This is a genomic window from Oxalobacter paraformigenes (assembly GCF_000158475.2).
GTDB classification, from domain to species: Bacteria; Pseudomonadota; Gammaproteobacteria; order Burkholderiales; family Burkholderiaceae_D; genus Oxalobacter; species Oxalobacter paraformigenes.
This window is the reverse complement of the sequence record NZ_KI392030.1, coordinates 558,748-576,699: the sequence shown is the minus strand read 5'-3', so window position 1 is coordinate 576,699 and position 17,952 is coordinate 558,748. Positions and strand designations below refer to the sequence as shown.

Annotated in this window: 18 protein-coding genes; 6 read left to right on the top strand and 12 right to left on the bottom strand. The window is 50.3% G+C overall.

Translation table 11 applies throughout. The annotated features are described in order from the left end of the window. The first annotated feature begins 120 nt into the window (after nt 1–120). Complete coding sequence (gene hrcA / locus OFAG_RS02770) at nt 121–1,164, top strand: heat-inducible transcriptional repressor HrcA (RefSeq protein ID WP_005878847.1); 1,044 nt, start codon at nt 121–123, stop codon at nt 1,162–1,164. On the opposite strand, the gene pyrF is transcribed toward hrcA, so the two are convergent. After that, complete coding sequence (gene pyrF, locus OFAG_RS02765) at nt 1,148–1,978, bottom strand: orotidine-5'-phosphate decarboxylase (protein WP_020994774.1); 831 nt, start codon at nt 1,976–1,978, stop codon at nt 1,148–1,150. The genes hrcA and pyrF overlap by 17 nt on opposite strands. A 58-nt stretch (nt 1,979–2,036) precedes the next feature. Between pyrF and OFAG_RS02760 the strand changes: the two genes are divergently transcribed. The 4 genes from OFAG_RS02760 (at nt 2,037) to OFAG_RS02745 (ending at nt 4,899) form a co-directional block, all read left to right on the top strand. Continuing rightward, on the top strand, nt 2,037–2,930 hold the full coding sequence (locus OFAG_RS02760) for a DMT family transporter (RefSeq protein WP_005878844.1): 894 nt from the start codon (nt 2,037–2,039) through the stop codon (nt 2,928–2,930). A 67-nt stretch (nt 2,931–2,997) separates the two neighbouring features. Continuing rightward, entirely contained in the window at nt 2,998–3,591 is a 594-nt protein-coding gene (locus tag OFAG_RS02755; RefSeq protein WP_005878843.1) for a LemA family protein, read from the top strand. 9 nt (nt 3,592–3,600) lie between these two features. Next, a complete protein-coding gene (locus OFAG_RS02750; RefSeq protein WP_005878842.1) occupies nt 3,601–4,398 on the top strand; it encodes a TPM domain-containing protein in 798 nt (265 codons plus the stop codon). After that, nucleotides 4,399–4,899, top strand: coding sequence for a TPM domain-containing protein (locus tag OFAG_RS02745; RefSeq protein WP_005878841.1), 501 nt, complete (start codon nt 4,399–4,401; stop codon nt 4,897–4,899). It begins immediately after the preceding gene. Nucleotides 4,900–4,959: 60 nt separating this feature from the next. Here OFAG_RS02745 and OFAG_RS02740 read toward each other — a convergent pair whose 3' ends face one another. The 10 genes from OFAG_RS02740 to ilvD all read right to left on the bottom strand — a co-directional run bounded on the left by OFAG_RS02740 (nt 4,960) and on the right by ilvD (nt 16,451). After that, on the bottom strand, nt 4,960–6,570 hold the full coding sequence (locus OFAG_RS02740) for a sensor domain-containing diguanylate cyclase (RefSeq protein WP_005878840.1): 1,611 nt from the start codon (nt 6,568–6,570) through the stop codon (nt 4,960–4,962). 284 nt (nt 6,571–6,854) lie between these two features. Next, on the bottom strand, nt 6,855–9,029 hold the full coding sequence (locus OFAG_RS02735; protein ID WP_005878839.1) for a sodium-translocating pyrophosphatase: 2,175 nt from the start codon (nt 9,027–9,029) through the stop codon (nt 6,855–6,857). Nucleotides 9,030–9,100: 71 nt separating this feature from the next. Then, nucleotides 9,101–9,757 carry an adenylate kinase gene (adk, locus tag OFAG_RS02730; RefSeq protein WP_005878838.1) on the bottom strand — a complete coding sequence of 219 codons (657 nt, stop codon included), beginning with the start codon at nt 9,755–9,757 and terminating at the stop codon, nt 9,101–9,103. A gap of 143 nt (nt 9,758–9,900) precedes the next feature. Next, nucleotides 9,901–10,665, bottom strand: coding sequence for a 3-deoxy-manno-octulosonate cytidylyltransferase (gene kdsB, locus OFAG_RS02725; protein ID WP_005878837.1), 765 nt, complete (start codon nt 10,663–10,665; stop codon nt 9,901–9,903). 28 nt (nt 10,666–10,693) lie between these two features. Beyond that, nucleotides 10,694–10,879 carry a Trm112 family protein gene (locus OFAG_RS02720; RefSeq protein ID WP_005878836.1) on the bottom strand — a complete coding sequence of 62 codons (186 nt, stop codon included), beginning with the start codon at nt 10,877–10,879 and terminating at the stop codon, nt 10,694–10,696. Next, nucleotides 10,860–11,861 (bottom strand): tetraacyldisaccharide 4'-kinase, encoded by a 1,002-nt coding sequence (lpxK, locus tag OFAG_RS02715; protein WP_051346990.1) that lies wholly within the window; start codon nt 11,859–11,861, stop codon nt 10,860–10,862. Before lpxK ends, OFAG_RS02720 begins: the two co-directional genes overlap by 20 nt. A gap of 79 nt (nt 11,862–11,940) precedes the next feature. Further along, entirely contained in the window at nt 11,941–12,366 is a 426-nt protein-coding gene (locus tag OFAG_RS02710; protein ID WP_020994772.1) for an ExbD/TolR family protein, read from the bottom strand. 15 nt (nt 12,367–12,381) lie between these two features. Further along, nucleotides 12,382–12,990 carry a MotA/TolQ/ExbB proton channel family protein gene (locus OFAG_RS02705; RefSeq protein WP_005878831.1) on the bottom strand — a complete coding sequence of 203 codons (609 nt, stop codon included), beginning with the start codon at nt 12,988–12,990 and terminating at the stop codon, nt 12,382–12,384. Nucleotides 12,991–13,070: 80 nt separating this feature from the next. Beyond that, nucleotides 13,071–14,468: an argininosuccinate lyase gene (gene argH / locus OFAG_RS02700; RefSeq protein ID WP_005878830.1), complete on the bottom strand. Its 1,398-nt coding sequence runs from the start codon at nt 14,466–14,468 to the stop codon at nt 13,071–13,073. 135 nt (nt 14,469–14,603) lie between these two features. Continuing rightward, nucleotides 14,604–16,451 carry a dihydroxy-acid dehydratase gene (ilvD, locus tag OFAG_RS02695; RefSeq protein WP_020994771.1) on the bottom strand — a complete coding sequence of 616 codons (1,848 nt, stop codon included), beginning with the start codon at nt 16,449–16,451 and terminating at the stop codon, nt 14,604–14,606. A gap of 204 nt (nt 16,452–16,655) precedes the next feature. On the opposite strand from ilvD, the gene lgt reads away from it, so the two are divergent. Then, the gene (gene lgt / locus OFAG_RS02690; protein WP_005878828.1) at nt 16,656–17,468 is read left to right on the top strand and encodes a prolipoprotein diacylglyceryl transferase; all 813 of its coding nucleotides are present in this window, start codon (nt 16,656–16,658) and stop codon (nt 17,466–17,468) included. A gap of 14 nt (nt 17,469–17,482) precedes the next feature. On the opposite strand, the gene recX is transcribed toward lgt, so the two are convergent. After that, nucleotides 17,483–17,929: a recombination regulator RecX gene (gene recX, locus OFAG_RS02685; RefSeq protein WP_005878827.1), complete on the bottom strand. Its 447-nt coding sequence runs from the start codon at nt 17,927–17,929 to the stop codon at nt 17,483–17,485. Nucleotides 17,930–17,952 lie beyond the last annotated feature (23 nt).

The following is a 17,952-nucleotide window of genomic DNA, read 5'->3' as shown; positions in this document are numbered from 1 at the left end:
AAAATATGTTCTATCCTATATAGTTCAATTTAAATCCGGTTATATTCCTTTCAAAGGGCGGACAAGACCAATATTGCTTTAAAATATCCGGATTAATTCGAAGAATTGCCAATCTGAAAAATGCCACTGGAACCGCGTGCCCAAACTCTTTTGAAAACCCTGGTTGAACGGTACATTGCCGAAGGTCAACCTGTCGGTTCGCGTGTTTTATCCAAACTGTCGAAGCTGGACTTGTCGCCTGCCACGATCCGCAATATTATGGCCGATTTGGAGGAAATGGGCTTTGTCGCCAGCCCCCATACTTCTGCCGGGAGAATACCGACACCGCGGGGATTCAGGGTCTTCGTCGATACCCTGCTGACCGTCCAGCCCGTCAGTGAAAATTCCATCGAATCCAGTCTGCAGTTAAGCACGCAAGTGGGACAACCTCAGAAAATTATCTCCAATGCGGCGCAAATGCTGTCTTCGCTAACCCAGTTCGCCGGCGTCGTGCTCGCTCCCCAACATGAATCCGCCTTTTCTCAAATCGAGTTTCTGCGTTTGTCCGAAAAGCGTATTCTGCTGGTTATCGTCACGCCGAATGGCGATGTCCAGAATCGCCTGTTACTGACTGAAGCGGATTATACGCCGGCCCAGTTAAACGAAGCCGCCAATTACATCAATCGTCACTACAGTGGGTTGAGCTTTAATGAAATCCGCCTTCGCCTGCAAAACGAATTGAGAGAAATACACAGCGATCTGACCAAACTGATGCAAACCGCTATCGAAGCGGGTGACGAAACCATCACAGGCAGTACTGAAGACGTTGTCATCGCCGGCGAGAACAATCTCTTAAATGTCCATGACTTTACTTACGATCTCAATTCACTGCGAAAATTATTCGCCATGTTCGAGCAAAAAACGGAATTGATGCAGTTACTGGACATTTCAAGCAAAGCAAGCGGAATACAGATCTATATCGGCGGCGATTCCCAACTCGTTCCCATGGACGACATGAGCGTTGTCACCGCTCCCTATCAAGTCAATGGGAAAATTGTCGGTACGCTGGGCGTTATCGGACCGACCCGCATGGCTTACCAGAAAATTATCCCTATTGTCGACATTACTGCCCGCCTGCTTTCAAACGCGTTAAGCCATGCGCGTTCCATCAGCGATAACGATTGATTTCATCGCGCGTCTTGATAGCGGCACGCCGGGAAATAGCTGGAAAATTCTCGTTTTCATCGATTCCCGCATAAAGGATCGCACGGGAAGAATTGATCATCATACCGCGTCCATCGGCTGTCTTGCCGGCAGTAACGGTCGCTTCGACATTTCCTCCCTGCGCACCGATTCCGGGGATCAGTAACGGCATATGTCCGATAATGGCCCTGACCTCGGCTATCTCATGTGGAAAGGTTGCACCGACGACCATGGCGCATTGACCGTGAGTATTCCATTTTTCCGCTACCAGATGGGCAACATGCTGATACAAGGGAATGGTTTTTCCGGATTCGTTGACCTTCAGAAACTGGAGATCGGAACCGCCTGGATTGGACGTACGGGCGAGAATAATGGCGCCACGGTCCCGGTATTCGAGATAAGGCTGCACAGAATCGAAGCCCATGTAAGGACTCAGGGTTACCGCGTCGGCGTTATACCGTTCGAAAGCTTCCCGCGCATACTGTTGCGCTGTTGCACCGATATCGCCCCGTTTCGCATCCAGAATCAATGGTATAGCGGGATACTGCTCGCGGATGTAGGAACAAATCGCCTCCAGCTGATCTTCGGCACGGGCGGCGTGAAAATAAGCGATTTGCGGTTTGAAGGCACAGACCAGATCCGCTGTGGCATCGACAACACTCTTGCAAAAGGTGTAAATTGCATCGGACTTGCCACGGAGACAGGCTGGAAAACGATGGATATCCGGATCGAGCCCGACGCATAAAAGCGAATTGCTTTTTTCCCAGGCGCCCGATAATTTTTCAATAAATGTCACAGTCAAATCTCCGTCAATAAAATGTCCATAATGTAACCTTTCATATTATCGCCCAGCTATGTCCCGCTTATCCAGAAAAGAATGGTTTCTCCTCGTATTTCTTACTGTCTGCTGGGGACTGAACTGGCCGATCATGAAATTCGGCGTAACCGGTTTTCCTCCCGTTACTTTCCGGGCACTGGGCATGATTGGAGCGCTTCCGGTTCTGTACCTTTTCGCACGGATGAAACACGAATCGCTGTCTATTCCTTCCGGGCAACTTTTGCCACTGATAAGACTTGCTGTGCCTAACGTGCTGATCTGGAACATGATGATCATACTTGGCGTCAGAATGCTTTCATCCGGCCGTGCAGCCATTCTCGGTTACACCATGCCCGTCTGGGCCGTACTGGCAGGATATCTTATATATCACGAAAAATTGAATCGTGTGGCATGCATGGGAATTATCTGTGCAGCGACAGGCGCACTGTTACTCTTGTCCGGTGAGTTTTCCGCCCTCTCGGGAAAACCGCTCGGCAGCATACTGGTACTGATCGGTGCAGCAAGCTGGGGATACGGAACAGTTGAAATGAAAAGAACCGTCATTCCCATGCCTTCCATTGCGATGACATTCTGGCTTATCGCCCTTAGCGCTTTGGCGCTGACGGTTTATTCGTTTATTTTCGAATCGGCCAACTGGTACGTTCCCGCCGATCCGCTGGAATGGGCGGCATTTGCATACAATGGCATTCTGGTATTCGGATTCGCCAATATCATCTGGATCCAAATGGCGCGCAAATTGCCGCCGGTCGCATCCAGCCTGTCCGTTATGATGATTCCGGTTGTTGGCGTCTTTTCCGGAGCCTGGTTGCTGGGAGAAATACCCAGATGGCAGGACTACGTTGCCATGATCCTCATTCTGATGTCCATGAGCACTGTACTGCTGAAGCCCTCATTGAACAAAGAAACTTGATTTCGCCGAAAAAGCAATCGGATAAACTATGCTATATCAATAAAAACAGCTATTCCCAAACCACATCATGAAAAACATTGCAAAAACTTTCCTGATGATTGTAGCCATACTTTCGCTCAGTGCATGTAGCTATAATCAGTTCCAGTCCAAAGACGAAGCGGTCAATGCGGCCTGGGCCGAAGTGCTCAACCAGTATCAGCGACGCGCCGATCTTATTCCAAACCTGGTCAATACCGTCAAAGGTTATACACAACATGAAAATGACACGCTGCTGTCCGTTACGCGGGCCCGTGCAGCGGCAACCAGTTTCCAGATCACGCCTGAAGTATTGAACAACCCGGAAGCTTTCAGGAAATTCCAGCAATTGCAAGGCGAACTGAGTTCAGCCTTGTCCAGACTGATGGCCATTTCGGAAAATTATCCCAATCTGAAAGCGGATACCAGTTTCAGGGATCTGCAAGCCCAGCTGGAAGGCACGGAAAACCGGATAGCCGTCGCGCGCCAGCGATATATCCAGGCTGTCGCCGATTACAATGTGCTGGTTCGTCGTTTTCCTTCGAATCTGACTGCTAAAATGTTCGGTTACACCGTTAAACCGTCCTTTACTGTAGACAACGAAAAAGCCGTTTCGACAGCGCCAGCGGTCAATTTCGGAAAATAAGAGAACGACATGGGCACTTCAACCCGTTTTGAGTGGCGTCATTTCCTTGTGGCATGCCTGTTTCTGTTCCTGTTAATGGAGGGACATGCCCAGAACATCAAACCGGTTCCCGAACTGAACGCCCATGTCTCAGATGAAATCAATCTGCTTTCTCCCTCCCAGCGCCAGTCGCTGGAAAACTATCTGGCGGATTATGAAAACAGGACCGGCAATCAGATCGCCGTACTGTTGACAGACAATACCGCTCCGGAAACGATCGAACAGTACAGTATCCGGGTTGCCGATGAATGGAAACTGGGACGTCAGGGAGTCGATGACGGTGTACTGCTTATCGTCGCGAAGAACAATCCGCCCGGCTTAAGACGTCTCCGTATCGAAGCCGGAAGAGGTGTTCAGGGCGTTTTGACGGATATGCGCTCCAAACAAATTCTGCAAGACGTCATTGCCCCGTATTTCAGGCAGAACAATTTCTACAAGGGCCTGACTGCCGGCATAACAGCCATTACGTCGACGCTGGACAAGGAAACTTTTCCGGAAAACACACAGGAAAAACAGGAAGAAAAAGCGGCCTCATGGTCGCCTTTTCTGATTCTCATTCTTTTCTTCGTTATTGTCCTTATCCGCTCCCGTTCCGCACGCCGCTTCGGGAAACACGGGCACTGGGGAGCATCGGGCATCATCCTGGGAGGCGGTTTGCACGACCGTTTCCGCGACCATGACGACTTCGGATCCGGAGGGTTTTCCGGAGGCGGCTTTTCCGGAGGAGGCGGCGGATTCGATGGCGGCGGCGCTTCAGGAGACTGGTAAATGAACACGTTTCAAAGATTGTTCCATCACCTGGCAACCCCTTCTTTCGTTGCGCGGCGCGCCTTTTCATCGGCAACGCTCACAGAAATCGAAAACATCATCGCTACGGGAGAAAAAATGCACCGTGCCGAAATCAGGGTCATCATCGAAACCGCACTGTCTTTTTCCGAAATCATTAAAAAGAAACTGTCCCGAACCCGGGCTCTTGAATTATTCGGCCTCTACAAAATCTGGAATACTGAAGAAAACACGGGCATGCTCATTTATATCAATCTTGCCGACCGTAAAGTGGAAATTGTCACGGACAGAGGAATCAATGAAAAAGTACCTCCTGTGAAATGGCAAACCATCTGCACAAGCATGACGCAACAATTCCGGGAAAAGCATTTTCACGACGGCATCGCCACCGCGTTAAAAGAGATAAACGGAATATTGCAGACGCACTTTCCGTGTAAAAACAAAAGAACCAACACCTTGCCCGATTCTCCGCTTATTCTCTGAACCGGCGTGTGGCAAAACCATGGCATTTCTTCACAGGGTAACGCATCCAAAACCGAAACTCTACCGTCCACGCCTGTCGATCACATCCTTTAACATATCGGAATAAAGACAATACCGGGCTTTTCCGCTACGCTTTGCCGAAAGAAGCGCGATATCGCTTTGCTTGATCAACTGATCTATCGGCAAACTTTGGTCTAAAGTATAGGCAATACCGATACTGGCGGATAACTCGCCCATGGCATCTGTTCCATCGAAAACCTTTTGCAAACGTCGCAGAATCCATGCCGCTTTTTCTTCCAGTCCTGTTTCACTACATTTACCAAGAACGGCAATCAGAAATTCATCTCCGCCGATACGGCAAATCATGTCTTCCGGACAACAGGTTTTCAGATTATCACTTACAATTTTCAATGCATCGTCGCCAACCTGATGACCGAACCTGTCATTGATCAGCTTGAAATTGTCCATATCGACATATAGCAAACTGATTTGGGGTTTCCAGCGGTTTTCCTCAATTTTTTCATAGAAAAAACGCCGGTTATACAGCCCCGTCAGCGCATCCGTATTGGCGCTCAGCAGAATACGCTGTTCAAAAGACCGTTCCTTGGTTACGTCCCGGCAAACGAACAGTTTTCCGATAAAACTGTCGAAAACATCGACAATAGGCTCTTCGCTGATTTCGACAATCCGCTCGATCCCGCTATTGGCCAGTCTGATCTCCAGTTTTCCGGAGTCGTTCGTTTTCGGATTTTTAATAATGGCCTTTCTCCACTCGTTGAAGTCCTTTCCGATAATCTCCTCTGGTTCTATCTGAAAATATTCCTCGAATCTCCTGTTGATATCGGTTACGACTCCCTTGTGGTCATATACCATAATGGCAAACGGCATACTGCGGAGAATAATCTTCAGTTCGACCATCATATTGCCCAGATCGGTCACGTCATGCGCAATACCGACTGTTCCCATCAGTTCGCCATCCTCATCGAACAGGGGCGACTTGTACGTTTTGAACTGACGCATACCTAACCTGCTTTTGACTTTTTCATCGAAAACGCAGGTTTCCCGCGATTGCAAAACAACTTCTTCCGATTCCAGACAGATGTATTCGCCGACAGCGTAATCTTCCGGTTCTATATCCCAGATATAATAATGTCCGCGCCCCTGAATATCTTTTTTCGTTTTGCCTACCGCATTGCAAAAAGCGTTGTTTACCTTGAGATGAGCTCCCCGGGTATCCTTGTACCAAACCAGATCGGGAATACTGTCAATCGTCGTATTCAGATAACATTGTGTCAAAAAATGCTCTTTCCGCAGCTTGATCTGCGAAAGAACCTGTTTCAAGCGGAATTCCACCAGATTCGGCGATAAAGGCTTGCTCCAGACATCGCTACAGGCATTAAGTTCATCAGTTGACAACCCTGCGGTTTCCGGAATTTCGCCACAAAATATTAAAACGGCACTCTTTTTGCAGTATGTCCTGATACGGCAGAGATCATACGGCAGCTTTGTATCGAGAACAATCAGATCGCCTTTTCGGGCTTCTCCCGCATCGAATTCGGCAAACACAGCCGGATCGTATTCAAAATTTTCCGGCGGTTCGATTTGCTGCAGTTGCTGCAACCAGCTATCATCGCGACTGAAAATCCTAATGGCAAGTTTGCAGTAATACATACTCCCCCCGTAATACAGCGACAAAGCTGTTCATCAACACTCAATCCGATGCGACATGCCACCAACAAATCATCAGAAAATTCCGACAGGGAAATCCGGTAATGGATTAAAGGAGTGGGCCAAATTCCTTATGCCACCGGTTTTCGCGATTTCCTTTCACAGGATAACATTTCCCAAAAACAACTATTCAAAATAAAATCCGAAAACCGTCACCAGCAGGCCAGATAAGCTATAAGCACAACAAAAAGGCAGCTTTCGCTGCCTTTTTTCAAAAAATGAACCACTTATTTCGCTTTTTCTGTCCCGTTTTTAACGGCATTGCAATCGTTCTCGATCACAATTACAGTGGGAGGCTTGATTGCGTCCGAAGCGGCCGGCGCCACGACTGGAACCGGTTTTTCCACAGGAGCGACATACCCGGCCGTTATCGGCAACAGGGGAACAACCAGTAATGCCACGATATTGATAATCTTGATCAATGGATTGACCGCAGGACCGGCCGTATCCTTGTAAGGATCCCCGACTGTATCGCCCGTCACCGCAGCCTTGTGCGCGTCCGATCCTTTCCCGCCGAAGTGGCCGTCTTCGATGTATTTCTTGGCATTGTCCCATGCCCCGCCACCGGTCGTCATGGAAACCGCAACGAACAACCCGGTCACAATCGTCCCCATCAGAACACCTCCCAAGGCTGCAGGGCCAAGCAACAGACCGACAAGAATGGGCACAATGACAGGCAGCAAAGAGGGCAGAATCATTTCCTTGATCGCTGCGGACGTCAGCATATCGACAGCCTTGTCGTACTGGGGCTTTGCCGTACCGTCCATGATGCCGACAATTTCCCGGAACTGGCGGCGAACCTCCAAAACAACAGCGCCGGCAGCCCGACCGACTGCTTCCATGGCCATGGCGCTAAACAGATAAGGAATAAGCCCCCCGATAATCAGACCGATGATGACGCGGGGATTCGACAAATCAAACGCTGTCGTCAGTCCGATCGAATCGAGAGCGTGGGTGTAATCCGCAAACAGCACGAGCGCCGCCAGACCGGCTGAACCAATGGCATACCCCTTCGTCACCGCTTTCGTCGTATTGCCGACAGCATCAAGCGGATCGGTCACAGCGCGAACAGAATCGGGCATTCCCGCCATTTCAGCGATACCGCCTGCATTATCTGTAATGGGGCCATACGCATCCAGAGCGACAACGATACCGGCCATTGAAAGCATGGAAGTCGCTGCGATAGCCACTCCATACAACCCCCCGCAGAACTGGTAAGTGATGTAAATGGCGGCGCAAACAGCCAGCACCGGATAAGCCGTCGATTTCATCGAAATGCCCAGACCCGCAATGATATTGGTACCGTGTCCCGTTGTCGATGCTTCGGCGATATGTTTGACCGGTTTGAAATCGGTGCCTGTATAGTACTCGGTGATATAAACCATCAATCCCGTCAGAACGATACCGACGACCGAAGCGCCTATCATCTGGTAACGCATGCTTTCAGGCATAATCCACCAGGTTACGCCGATGAAACCGATCAGCGAAAGAATGGCCGACCACCATAGCCCTTTATACAACGCCGACATCACTTTCTTGTTCGGGTCCGCCTTGACCATCTGGCAGCCGATAATGGAACCGATAATGGAAACCCCACCGAGTAACAGTGGGTAAACAATGGCTTCTGTCATGGCCTGAGTCACGAGCAAGGCCCCCAGCAGCATGGTGGCAATCAGGGTCACAACATACGTTTCGAACAGATCGGCTGCCATACCGGCACAATCCCCGACATTGTCGCCGACATTATCCGCAATAACCGCAGGATTGCGTGGATCATCTTCCGGAATACCGGCTTCCACCTTGCCGACCAGATCGGCGCCAACATCCGCGCCTTTCGTAAAAATCCCGCCGCCAAGACGGGCAAAAATGGAAATAAGGGAAGCGCCGAAAGCAAGCCCGACCAAAGGTTTTATCAAGTCGTGCTGGGAAAGTTCATTGGCCGAAGGCAAATAAGTCAGGACAATATAAAAGACCGAAACACCCAGGAGTCCCAGCCCGGCGACCAGCATGCCGGTAATGGCGCCGCCTCTGAAAGCGACATTCAATGCACTCTGCATGCCATTTACTGCGGCCTGTGCCGTACGGACATTGGCCCTGACCGACACGTTCATCCCGATAAAACCGCAGGCGCCGGAAAGGACGGCACCAACCAGGAAACCGATAGCAGTCGCATAACCCAGCCCCGGCATGAAGGCGATGATGATAAACAAAATAAACCCGACAATACCGATTGTCCGGTACTGTCGTGCCAGATAGGCCGCAGCGCCTTGCTGAATCGCATGGGCAATTTCCTGCATGCGTTCATTTCCGGCATCTTTCGACAAAATCCAGCTTCGTGTTACCAGACCGTATATAACAGCAAGCACTCCACATGCAACAGCAAACCACAAACCTGCAGTCATAGCGACTCCTTTTGTTAGAGAGGGTATTTACTTCAATTCAATAAAGAGTGTCGATTGCCGGCACACCAATTTCAACTTTTCAGTGCCCCTACAATTCCTGCCCGGATTTCTTCAATCGAGCCCACTCCGGAAAGTTTCCGATACTGTGGGGCGCCCGGTTCACCGGAGGCAGCCCATTTACCGTAATAATCCACGAGCACTTCCGTCTGATCGTGGTATACGGCCAGTCTTTTCTTGACGGTTTCTTCCTTGTCGTCATCGCGAGTGATCAGATCTTCACCGGTCAAATCGTCTTTTCCTGCCACCTTGGGAGGATAAAATTCAACATGGTAAGTCCGTCCCGAACCCGGATGCACCCGCCTGCCGCTCATGCGCGCCACAATAATTTCATCGGGCACATCGATTTCAACGACATAATCGATTGCAATACCGGCTTCCTTCATCGCTTCAGCCTGACCGATCGTACGCGGAAAACCGTCGAAAAGGTATCCCTTTTCACAATCCGGCTGTTTCAGGCGATCCCTGACCAGATTGATAATCAATTCGTCCGAAACCAGTCCACCGGACTCCATCACCTTTTTGGCTTCGAGACCAAGCGGCGTACCGGCAGCGACAGCTGCACGCAACATGTCGCCGGTTGAAATCTGTGGAATACCGTACTGTTCACGAATGAAAGCTGCCTGAGTGCCTTTGCCGGCCCCCGGCGCTCCTAACAAAATGAGACGCATTACCAAATTCCTAAAGAGTGTAAAAAAACGACGACACGATCGGTTTGCCCATCCGCACAGAGCGTTATCACTGGTCAATATATATCATGCCGCCTTTAAAATCCCTAGATTCTACCTTGGAATTCAAACAATTTCGACAGTTCTCAATTCTGTGTGTTGCAATTAAAAAAATGGCGCACGCGTTCCAGATCCGCTGCCGTATCCACACCTGCTTCAGGAATTTCTTCCGTTATGTGAACAGCAATGGAATAACCGTGCCAGAGAACTCTTAACTGTTCCAAAGACTCGACCTGTTCTATTGGAGACACTTCCAGTGAAGAATACGTTTTCAGGAAATCGTTGCGAAAAGCATACAGACCGACGTGACGCAACGCCATAAAGGACTCGGGAAACGCTTTTTCGTCCCTGGCATACCCGTCCCGATACCACGGTACAGGAGCGCGGGAGAAATAAAGCGCTCGGCCGAGACGATCCAGAACAACTTTGACATAGTTGGGATTGAAAATGTCTTCGGGCCGTTCCATCCGGTGCGCAGCCGTTGCCATGGGGACTTCCTCCGACACCAGCGAAGCCGTAGCCGCAATCAGTTCCGGATCGATTAAAGGCTCATCTCCCTGCACATTCACCACCGTATCGAATGGCGCCCAATCCATTTTTTCAGCAACCTCGGCAATACGATCTGTTCCGGAAGGATGATCCTTTCTCGTCATCAGCGCCGGTATTCCAAAAACCGCACAGGCATCGACAATGGACTGATCATCTGTTGCGACAACAACGTCGCGTGCGCCGGATCGCCTTGCACGCTCGGCCACACGCACGATCATGGGTTTGCCCTGAATATCCGCAAGCGGTTTTTCAGGCAACCTTGTCGAAGCGAGTCGTGCCGGTATAACCACATAAAAAGACATAATTAAATTGACTGTACTTAAAAGATGACTAACGCGCTTCTTCGGGCACGGTTTCCAGTGAACGTGCCTGATCCACCCACATAATGGGAATTCCGTCCCTGATCGGATAAGCCAGCCTGTCGGCACCGCAAATCAGTTCCTGCCTTTCCCTGTCGTATTTCAACGGCCCCTTGCACAAGGGACACACCAGTATTTCAAGCAATTTTGCATTCACGACATTTCTCCACGATCCGCAGTTCCAGCGCATTATTATCGATTTCGACTGTGGCGGGAACCACCCAGAGCCGCTTATCCTTCATAAATTCTTCAATTTGGACGCATTTGACCGCATCTTTTTCCGTAATGAGGATAACATCGGCATCCACATTTCTGAAAGGATTGGATGAATAATCGAAATGATCCGGCAGCGATATTTCGGAAAACGACAAGCCGGTTGCCCGCAAACTCGCAAAAAAACGTGTGGGATTGCCGATCCCTGCCGCTGCAGCAATTTTTCCCTGCATATATTTCAGTTTCAGGCGGCAGCTCCGATTGGCCAGTTGTTCCGCCACATCATTTTTCAACCGCATCAAATGCAGGTCCGGCACAAAAATGGGATTGCCCGGCGAAGGATAGTTCCTTCCGTTGACAACCGTAAAATCGGCTTTCCTTGACAACGGCTCTCTCAAGGGACCAGCCGGCAGCATCCACCGGTTGCCTCCGCCACGGCCGTCAAAGAGCATGATCTCCACATCGCGATGAAGGGCATAGTGCTGCATTCCGTCATCTGATACAACAACATCGACTTCAGGATGATTCCGTAGAAGAAACTCCCCCGCCTTGACCCTTTTTCTGCAAACAACCAGAGGACACTGTGTTTTCAGAGCAATCAGCAAGGGTTCATCACCGACTTTCGACGATTCCGACAAAGACGATACTTCAACCGGTTCATTATTGGAAACGCCATAGCCTCTGGAAATAACGCCGGGATGAAAACCGGCTTTCTTCAGAATTTCCACCAGCCAGATCACCAATGGTGTCTTTCCCGTTCCTCCGACAAAGATATTTCCGACAACAATAACCGGTACCGGCAATTGCGCTGATTTCAGCCACCCTCTCCAGTAAGCATACCGCCGTATTGTCACAACCAGACGAAACAAAAGGGATAACGGCCACAGAAACCTGGCGGCAATACCCCGTTTCATCCAGATGTTCATCCAGATATTCGAATAGTTGATAATCGACTTGCTCAACGAATTCCCTTTTGCTGGCAGCGGATGCCTGAAAGACCGGTGATTATTCGGGCTTGACCGTCGCAAACGTCAATCTGTCCAGACCGGCCAGTCTGGCCGCCTCAAGCACATTGATGATATTCTGGTGACGTGCATCCCCGTCCGCTGAAACAACGACAACAGGCTCCTTTTCATTCGCTGTTTCCACAACCCGCTTCCGCAATTCCGACGCGAGTTGTTCCGGATTTTCATAACGGACAGTTTCATTGTTTATCGCAATATTGCCCGTTGCATCCACCGTAACCGTCAATTCCTGCACACGTTCCGGAACATTTTCGGCAATCGCCGTCGGCAAAGTAATCTGCAATTCGGAATATTTGCTGTAAGTCGTGGTGACCATCAAAAAGATCAGAATGACCAGCAACACATCGATAAAAGGGATCAGATTGATTTCAGGCGTTTCATGGTTTTTTCCTTTCCGAAAATTCATGACCCTTCCTTTCAATCAGGATCGGCGGGAATTACAGATGGCGTCAACCAGCCGGGCCGACTGGCGCTCCATCTCGATCAAGAAACTGGTGACCAATGCCCTGAAATGACGGTAAAAAATCAGCGTCGGCATCGCGATCAGCAACCCGAAGCCGGTGTTATACAAGGCGACGGAAATGCCGTGAGCCAGCTGAGCCGGATTCGTTCCAGTCGCACTTTGCGAACCGAAAATCTCGATCATGCCGACTACCGTTCCGAAAAGCCCCATCAATGGTGCCAGAGTGGCAATCGTTCCGATGGTTGTCAAAAAACGTTCCATCTGCAATGCGACGCTGCGTCCCGTTTCCTCCATTGCCTCCCGCATGTTGTCCCGAGAGACATCGGAATGCTGAAGACCTGTGGCCAGCACGGCCCCCAAAGGAGAATTTCCTTCCAGCCACGCGATTGTCTTATTATCAATCCGGCCTTCCCGATAATCCCGAATAGTCTGTTCAAGAAGCCCGGCAGGCAAAATACGGCTGCGTCTCAAATACCAGAGACGTTCGATAATCAATGCCAGCGCAATAACCGAGGCTATCAGCAACAACCAGATGGGCCATCCGGCCGCTTGAATAATATAAAACACAAAAGCCTCCAAACGAATACGTTTTCATGCCTTGCCCAAAAGAGTAAAAACCAACCGTTCTGCGGTTTTTACCTTTCCATTCATCCTTCAAGCCGTGATTTCAGACTGGCAATAGCATTTTTCACCTGTTCGGGAGCCGTACCGCCGACATGGTTTCGAGCGCTTACGGACCCTTCCAGAGTCAGGATTTCCAGCACATCCACATCGATAAGGCCAGAAAAGGCCTTCATCTGTTCCAGCGTCAGTTCACTCAGGTCGCATCCTTTTTCAACGCAAAAGCGCACCGCTTTGGCAACGACTTCATGCGCATCCCGGAACGGCAAGCCCTTTTTAACCAGATAATCAGCCAGATCCGTTGCCGTTGCATATCCCTGAAGGGCAGCCTGCCGCATCATTTCAGGCTTCACAGTAACAGCGCCGACCATGTCGGCAAAAATGCGCAAGGTATCGGTTACCGTATCGACAGTATCAAACAAGGGTTCCTTGTCTTCCTGATTGTCCTTGTTGTATGCCAGCGGCTGTCCTTTCATCAGGGTGAGCAAGCCGACCAGATGGCCGTTGACACGACCGGTCTTTCCTCTGGCCAGCTCGGGAACATCCGGATTTTTCTTCTGAGGCATAATCGACGATCCGGTACAGAAACGGTCGGCAATATCGATAAAACCGACTCTCGGACTCATCCAGATAATCAGCTCTTCCGACATTCTGGAAATATGCGTCATGATCAAAGCGGAACAGGCACAAAATTCAATGGCAAAATCCCGGTCGGAAACGGCATCCAGCGAATTGCGGCAAACGTCTTCAAACCCGAGCGTCTTTGCGACCCGTTCGCGATCGATAGGAAAAGTCGTTCCCGCCAACGCGGCAGCTCCCAAAGGCAAACGATTCACGCGTTTGCGGCAGTCTCTCAATCGTTCGATATCGCGGTAAAACATTTCCGCATAAGCAAGCAGATGGTGCCCGAACGTTACCGGCTGGGCCACCTGCATATGTGTGAAGCCCGGAAGAATCGTACTGTGGTGGCGCTCCGCAAGATCGATCAGCGCATTACACAAACGGCGCAACAGGTGAGCGATATCGTCAATGGCCGAGCGCAAATACAAACGGATATCCGTTGCCACCTGATCATTTCTTGAGCGCCCGGTATGCAAGCGTTTTCCGGCATCGCCAATCAGATCGGTCAGTCGGCGCTCGATATTCATGTGGACATCTTCCAGAGCGATTTGCCAGTTGAATTTGCCGGTTCTGATTTCGTCCAGGACTTGCGCCAGTCCACGCTGGATATCGGCATAATCCTGTTCACTCAGAACCTTTTGGGCGCACAACATTTCTGCATGGGCAAGCGAGCCCTGGATATCGAATTCGGCCAGTCTTTTATCAAATGTGACCGATGCGGTATAACGCTGCACCAATTCATCGACCGGTTCCGAGAAACGGCCGGACCAGACGTCGTTTTTAGTAGAAGATTGTTCACTCATAATAAAATCCAGTTGAATAGGCAGGATTATAGAACAAGCTGCACAAAACCACGAACGAACATACCCAATTAAGCCTCAAATAAAAAATCCCCGCTCTCTCGGCAGGGATTTTCGTTAAAAATATCAGCGTGCTTATCAGGAAATATCTCTCACTGCACCCCGATCGGCAGAAGTCGCCATGGCGGCATACATCTGCAGCGCTTTGGAAACCTTGCGCTCCCGATGAACCGGTTTCCAGGCATTGACACCTTTCGCTTCCATCCTGTCACGACGTTGTTTCAACTCCTCATTGGTCACTTTCAAATGAATGCGTCGGGCTGGAATATCGATTTCGATTTCGTCACCTTCCTCGATCAGTCCGATAGCGCCGCCGGATGCCGCCTCGGGAGAAGCGTGACCGATTACCAGTCCGGACGAGCCGCCTGAAAAACGGCCGTCGGTAAACAGCGCGCAGGAAGTCCCCAACCCTTTCGATTTGATATAAGACGTCGGATAAAGCATTTCCTGCATGCCCGGGCCACCCTTTGGCCCTTCATAACGAACGATGATAACGTCTCCCGGATGAATCCGGTCACCCAGAATCGCCTCGACAGTGTCTTCCTGACTTTCAAAAATCCTGGCTTTGCCGGTAAATTGCATAATGCTGGCATCAACGCCAGCTGTTTTCACGATACAGCCATTTTCCGCAATATTGCCGTAAAGCACGGCAAGACCGCCATCCTGCGTATAGGCATGCGCCTTGTCACGGATACAGCCGGAAACACGATCCAGATCGAGCTCGGCATAACGCGCACTCTGGGAAAACGCTTCCTGTGTCCTGACACCGCCCGGAGCCGCTTGGTACAGAACCCGGACATTTTCATCCTGCGTTGTCATGACATCGTACTGGCTGATCGCATCGCCCAGCGTCTTGCTGTAAACCGTCGGCGTATCCGGATTGATCAGTCCGGCACGATTCAACTCAGCCATAATTCCCAGAATACCGCCTGCCCGATGAACATCTTCCACATAGTAATCATGCGTAGCAGGAGAAACCTTGCAAAGGCATGGCACATGACGTGATACCCGATCGATATCCGCCATGACAAACGGCACCTCCCCTTCGTTGGCGGCTGCCAGCAAATGCAACACGGTATTGGTCGAGCCACCCATAGCCACATCCAGCGCCATGGCATTTTCCAGCGCCGTCTTGGTGACGATGCTTCTCGGCAAAACCGTTATATCGTTCTGTTCGTAATAACGTTTCGTGATGTCCACAATCAAGCGGCCCGCTTTCAGAAACAGTTCCTTGCGGTCTGCATGGGTTGCCAACAGCGTCCCGTTTCCCGGAAGCGCCATACCGAGCGCTTCCATCAGACAGTTCATCGAATTGGCCGTAAACATGCCTGAACACGAGCCGCAGGTAGGACAGGCCGATCTTTCATAATCCATCACGAGTTCATCGCTATTGTTGGGGTTGCCTGCCTGGATCATGGCATCGATCAAATCTACCTTGACCACTTTCTGGCCTTGCGTAACCCCTATGAGTTTTCCCGCTTCCATCGGGCCGCCCGAAACAAAAATAGTCGGGATGTTCAGTCTGAGAGAAGCCATCAGCATTCCGGGGGTAATTTTGTCGCAGTTGGAAATGCAAACCATGGCGTCGGCGCAATGCGCATTTACCATATATTCGACAGAATCGGCAATCAGTTCCCGTGAAGGCAGGGAATAAAGCATGCCGCCGTGTCCCATCGCGATACCGTCATCGACCGCAATCGTGTTGAATTCCTTGGCAATTCCGCCAGATGCCTCGATTTCGTGCGCAACCAGCTGACCGAGGTCTTTAAGATGTACATGACCCGGCACAAACTGCGTGAACGAATTGACGACAGCGATAATCGGCTTGTCAAAATCACCGTCTTTTACACCGGTTGCGCGCCACAAAGCACGGGCACCGGCCATATTCCGGCCATGCGTTGAAGTCCGGGAACGATATTGAGGCATTTGTAAATCTCCCATCTGTTTTTGCAATAACGGAATATTTTGACATGAAAACCAAAAGGACACATCTTTCTTGATATGGCTTTAGGGATTAATGTGCCGAACTTGCGCTTATTTGTAAATAAGCATGCCAAAGCGACTAACATGTGACAAAATTCATCCCTTACAGAAAAGAACGAATCGGCAGGCTTGCCGGTTCCTTAAATCATGTTAGTTCACCCTTTACCGAATCCAGTCGCATTTTCCATAGGCCCCCTTGCCGTACACTGGTATGGTCTCATGTACCTGCTGGCTTTTGTTCTTTTCCTCGTTCTGGGAAGAATACGGCTCAGGCAGCCTCATATCATGCACGAAGGCTGGACGAAAAAAAACCTGGATGACATGCTATTTTATGGCGTACTGGGCGTCATTATCGGTGGCCGACTCGGCGAGGTTCTTTTCTACAATCCCTCCTATTTTTTCTCCCATCCATCGCAGATATTTGCCGTCTGGCATGGCGGCATGTCCTATCATGGAGGAGCAATAGGGGTGGGTATTGCTGCGTACCTCTGGTGCCGGAAATACCACAAAAACATCCTCTCCACCCTTGACCTCATCGCGCCACTTGTCCCGCTCGGTTATGCAGCTGGCCGCATAGGCAACTTCATCAATGCCGAGCTGCCGGGAAGAATTGCCGATCCCTCTCTGCCCTGGGCCATGATCTGGCCGAATATCGACATGCTTCCGCGTCATCCGTCACCGATCTATCAGGCGCTTATCGACGGTTTACTGATATTTGTTCTTCTGTGGATATATGCCAGAAAGGAACGTCCACACGGCGCGGTCATTGCCATGTATCTCTTTTTATATGGATTAGCCCGCTTTTTTACGGAATATTTCCGCGTCCCCGATTATGAAGTTTCCTTTTTCGGCATAACGATCTCTGCGGGACAAATGTTGTCCTTGCCCATGATCATCGCAGGTTTGCTGTGCCTCTATCTGAGTTATCGTTTTGCCAGAAAAAGCCGGTGGATTAGTTGAAACAAGGGAGTACTCTAGCTCTCTTCATCCCGATTCATCACCTGCCTGATGATGTCAGCGGAAAAACCTCTGTATTGCAAAAAATGGATTTGTCTGGCTTTTTCCTGCATATCTGACGGCTTGCGTCCGAATTTTTTTTGCCACACACGTCTGGCTCTTTCAAATTCGTCAATTTGCATTTCCGCTTGGGCATGACGTAATGCTGACTCGTCGACACCATACGCCTCCAACTCCCGCAGAATGCGTACGCTTCCATAACGCGCAGACTGCCGCCTGACATAGGTGTCGACGAACCGCTCTTCCGAAAGAAACCCCTGTTCCTGCAACCACTGCAGTAACGTATCGAGATCATCGTCGCTGCCTGCATGGGGAGCCAGTTTCCGCGCCAGTTCTTTCGGACTGTATTCCCGAATGGAAAGATAGCGTAACGCACGCGTCTTCAAAGTCGTTTTTTGCTTCATATACCCAAAGGCTCAATCAGACG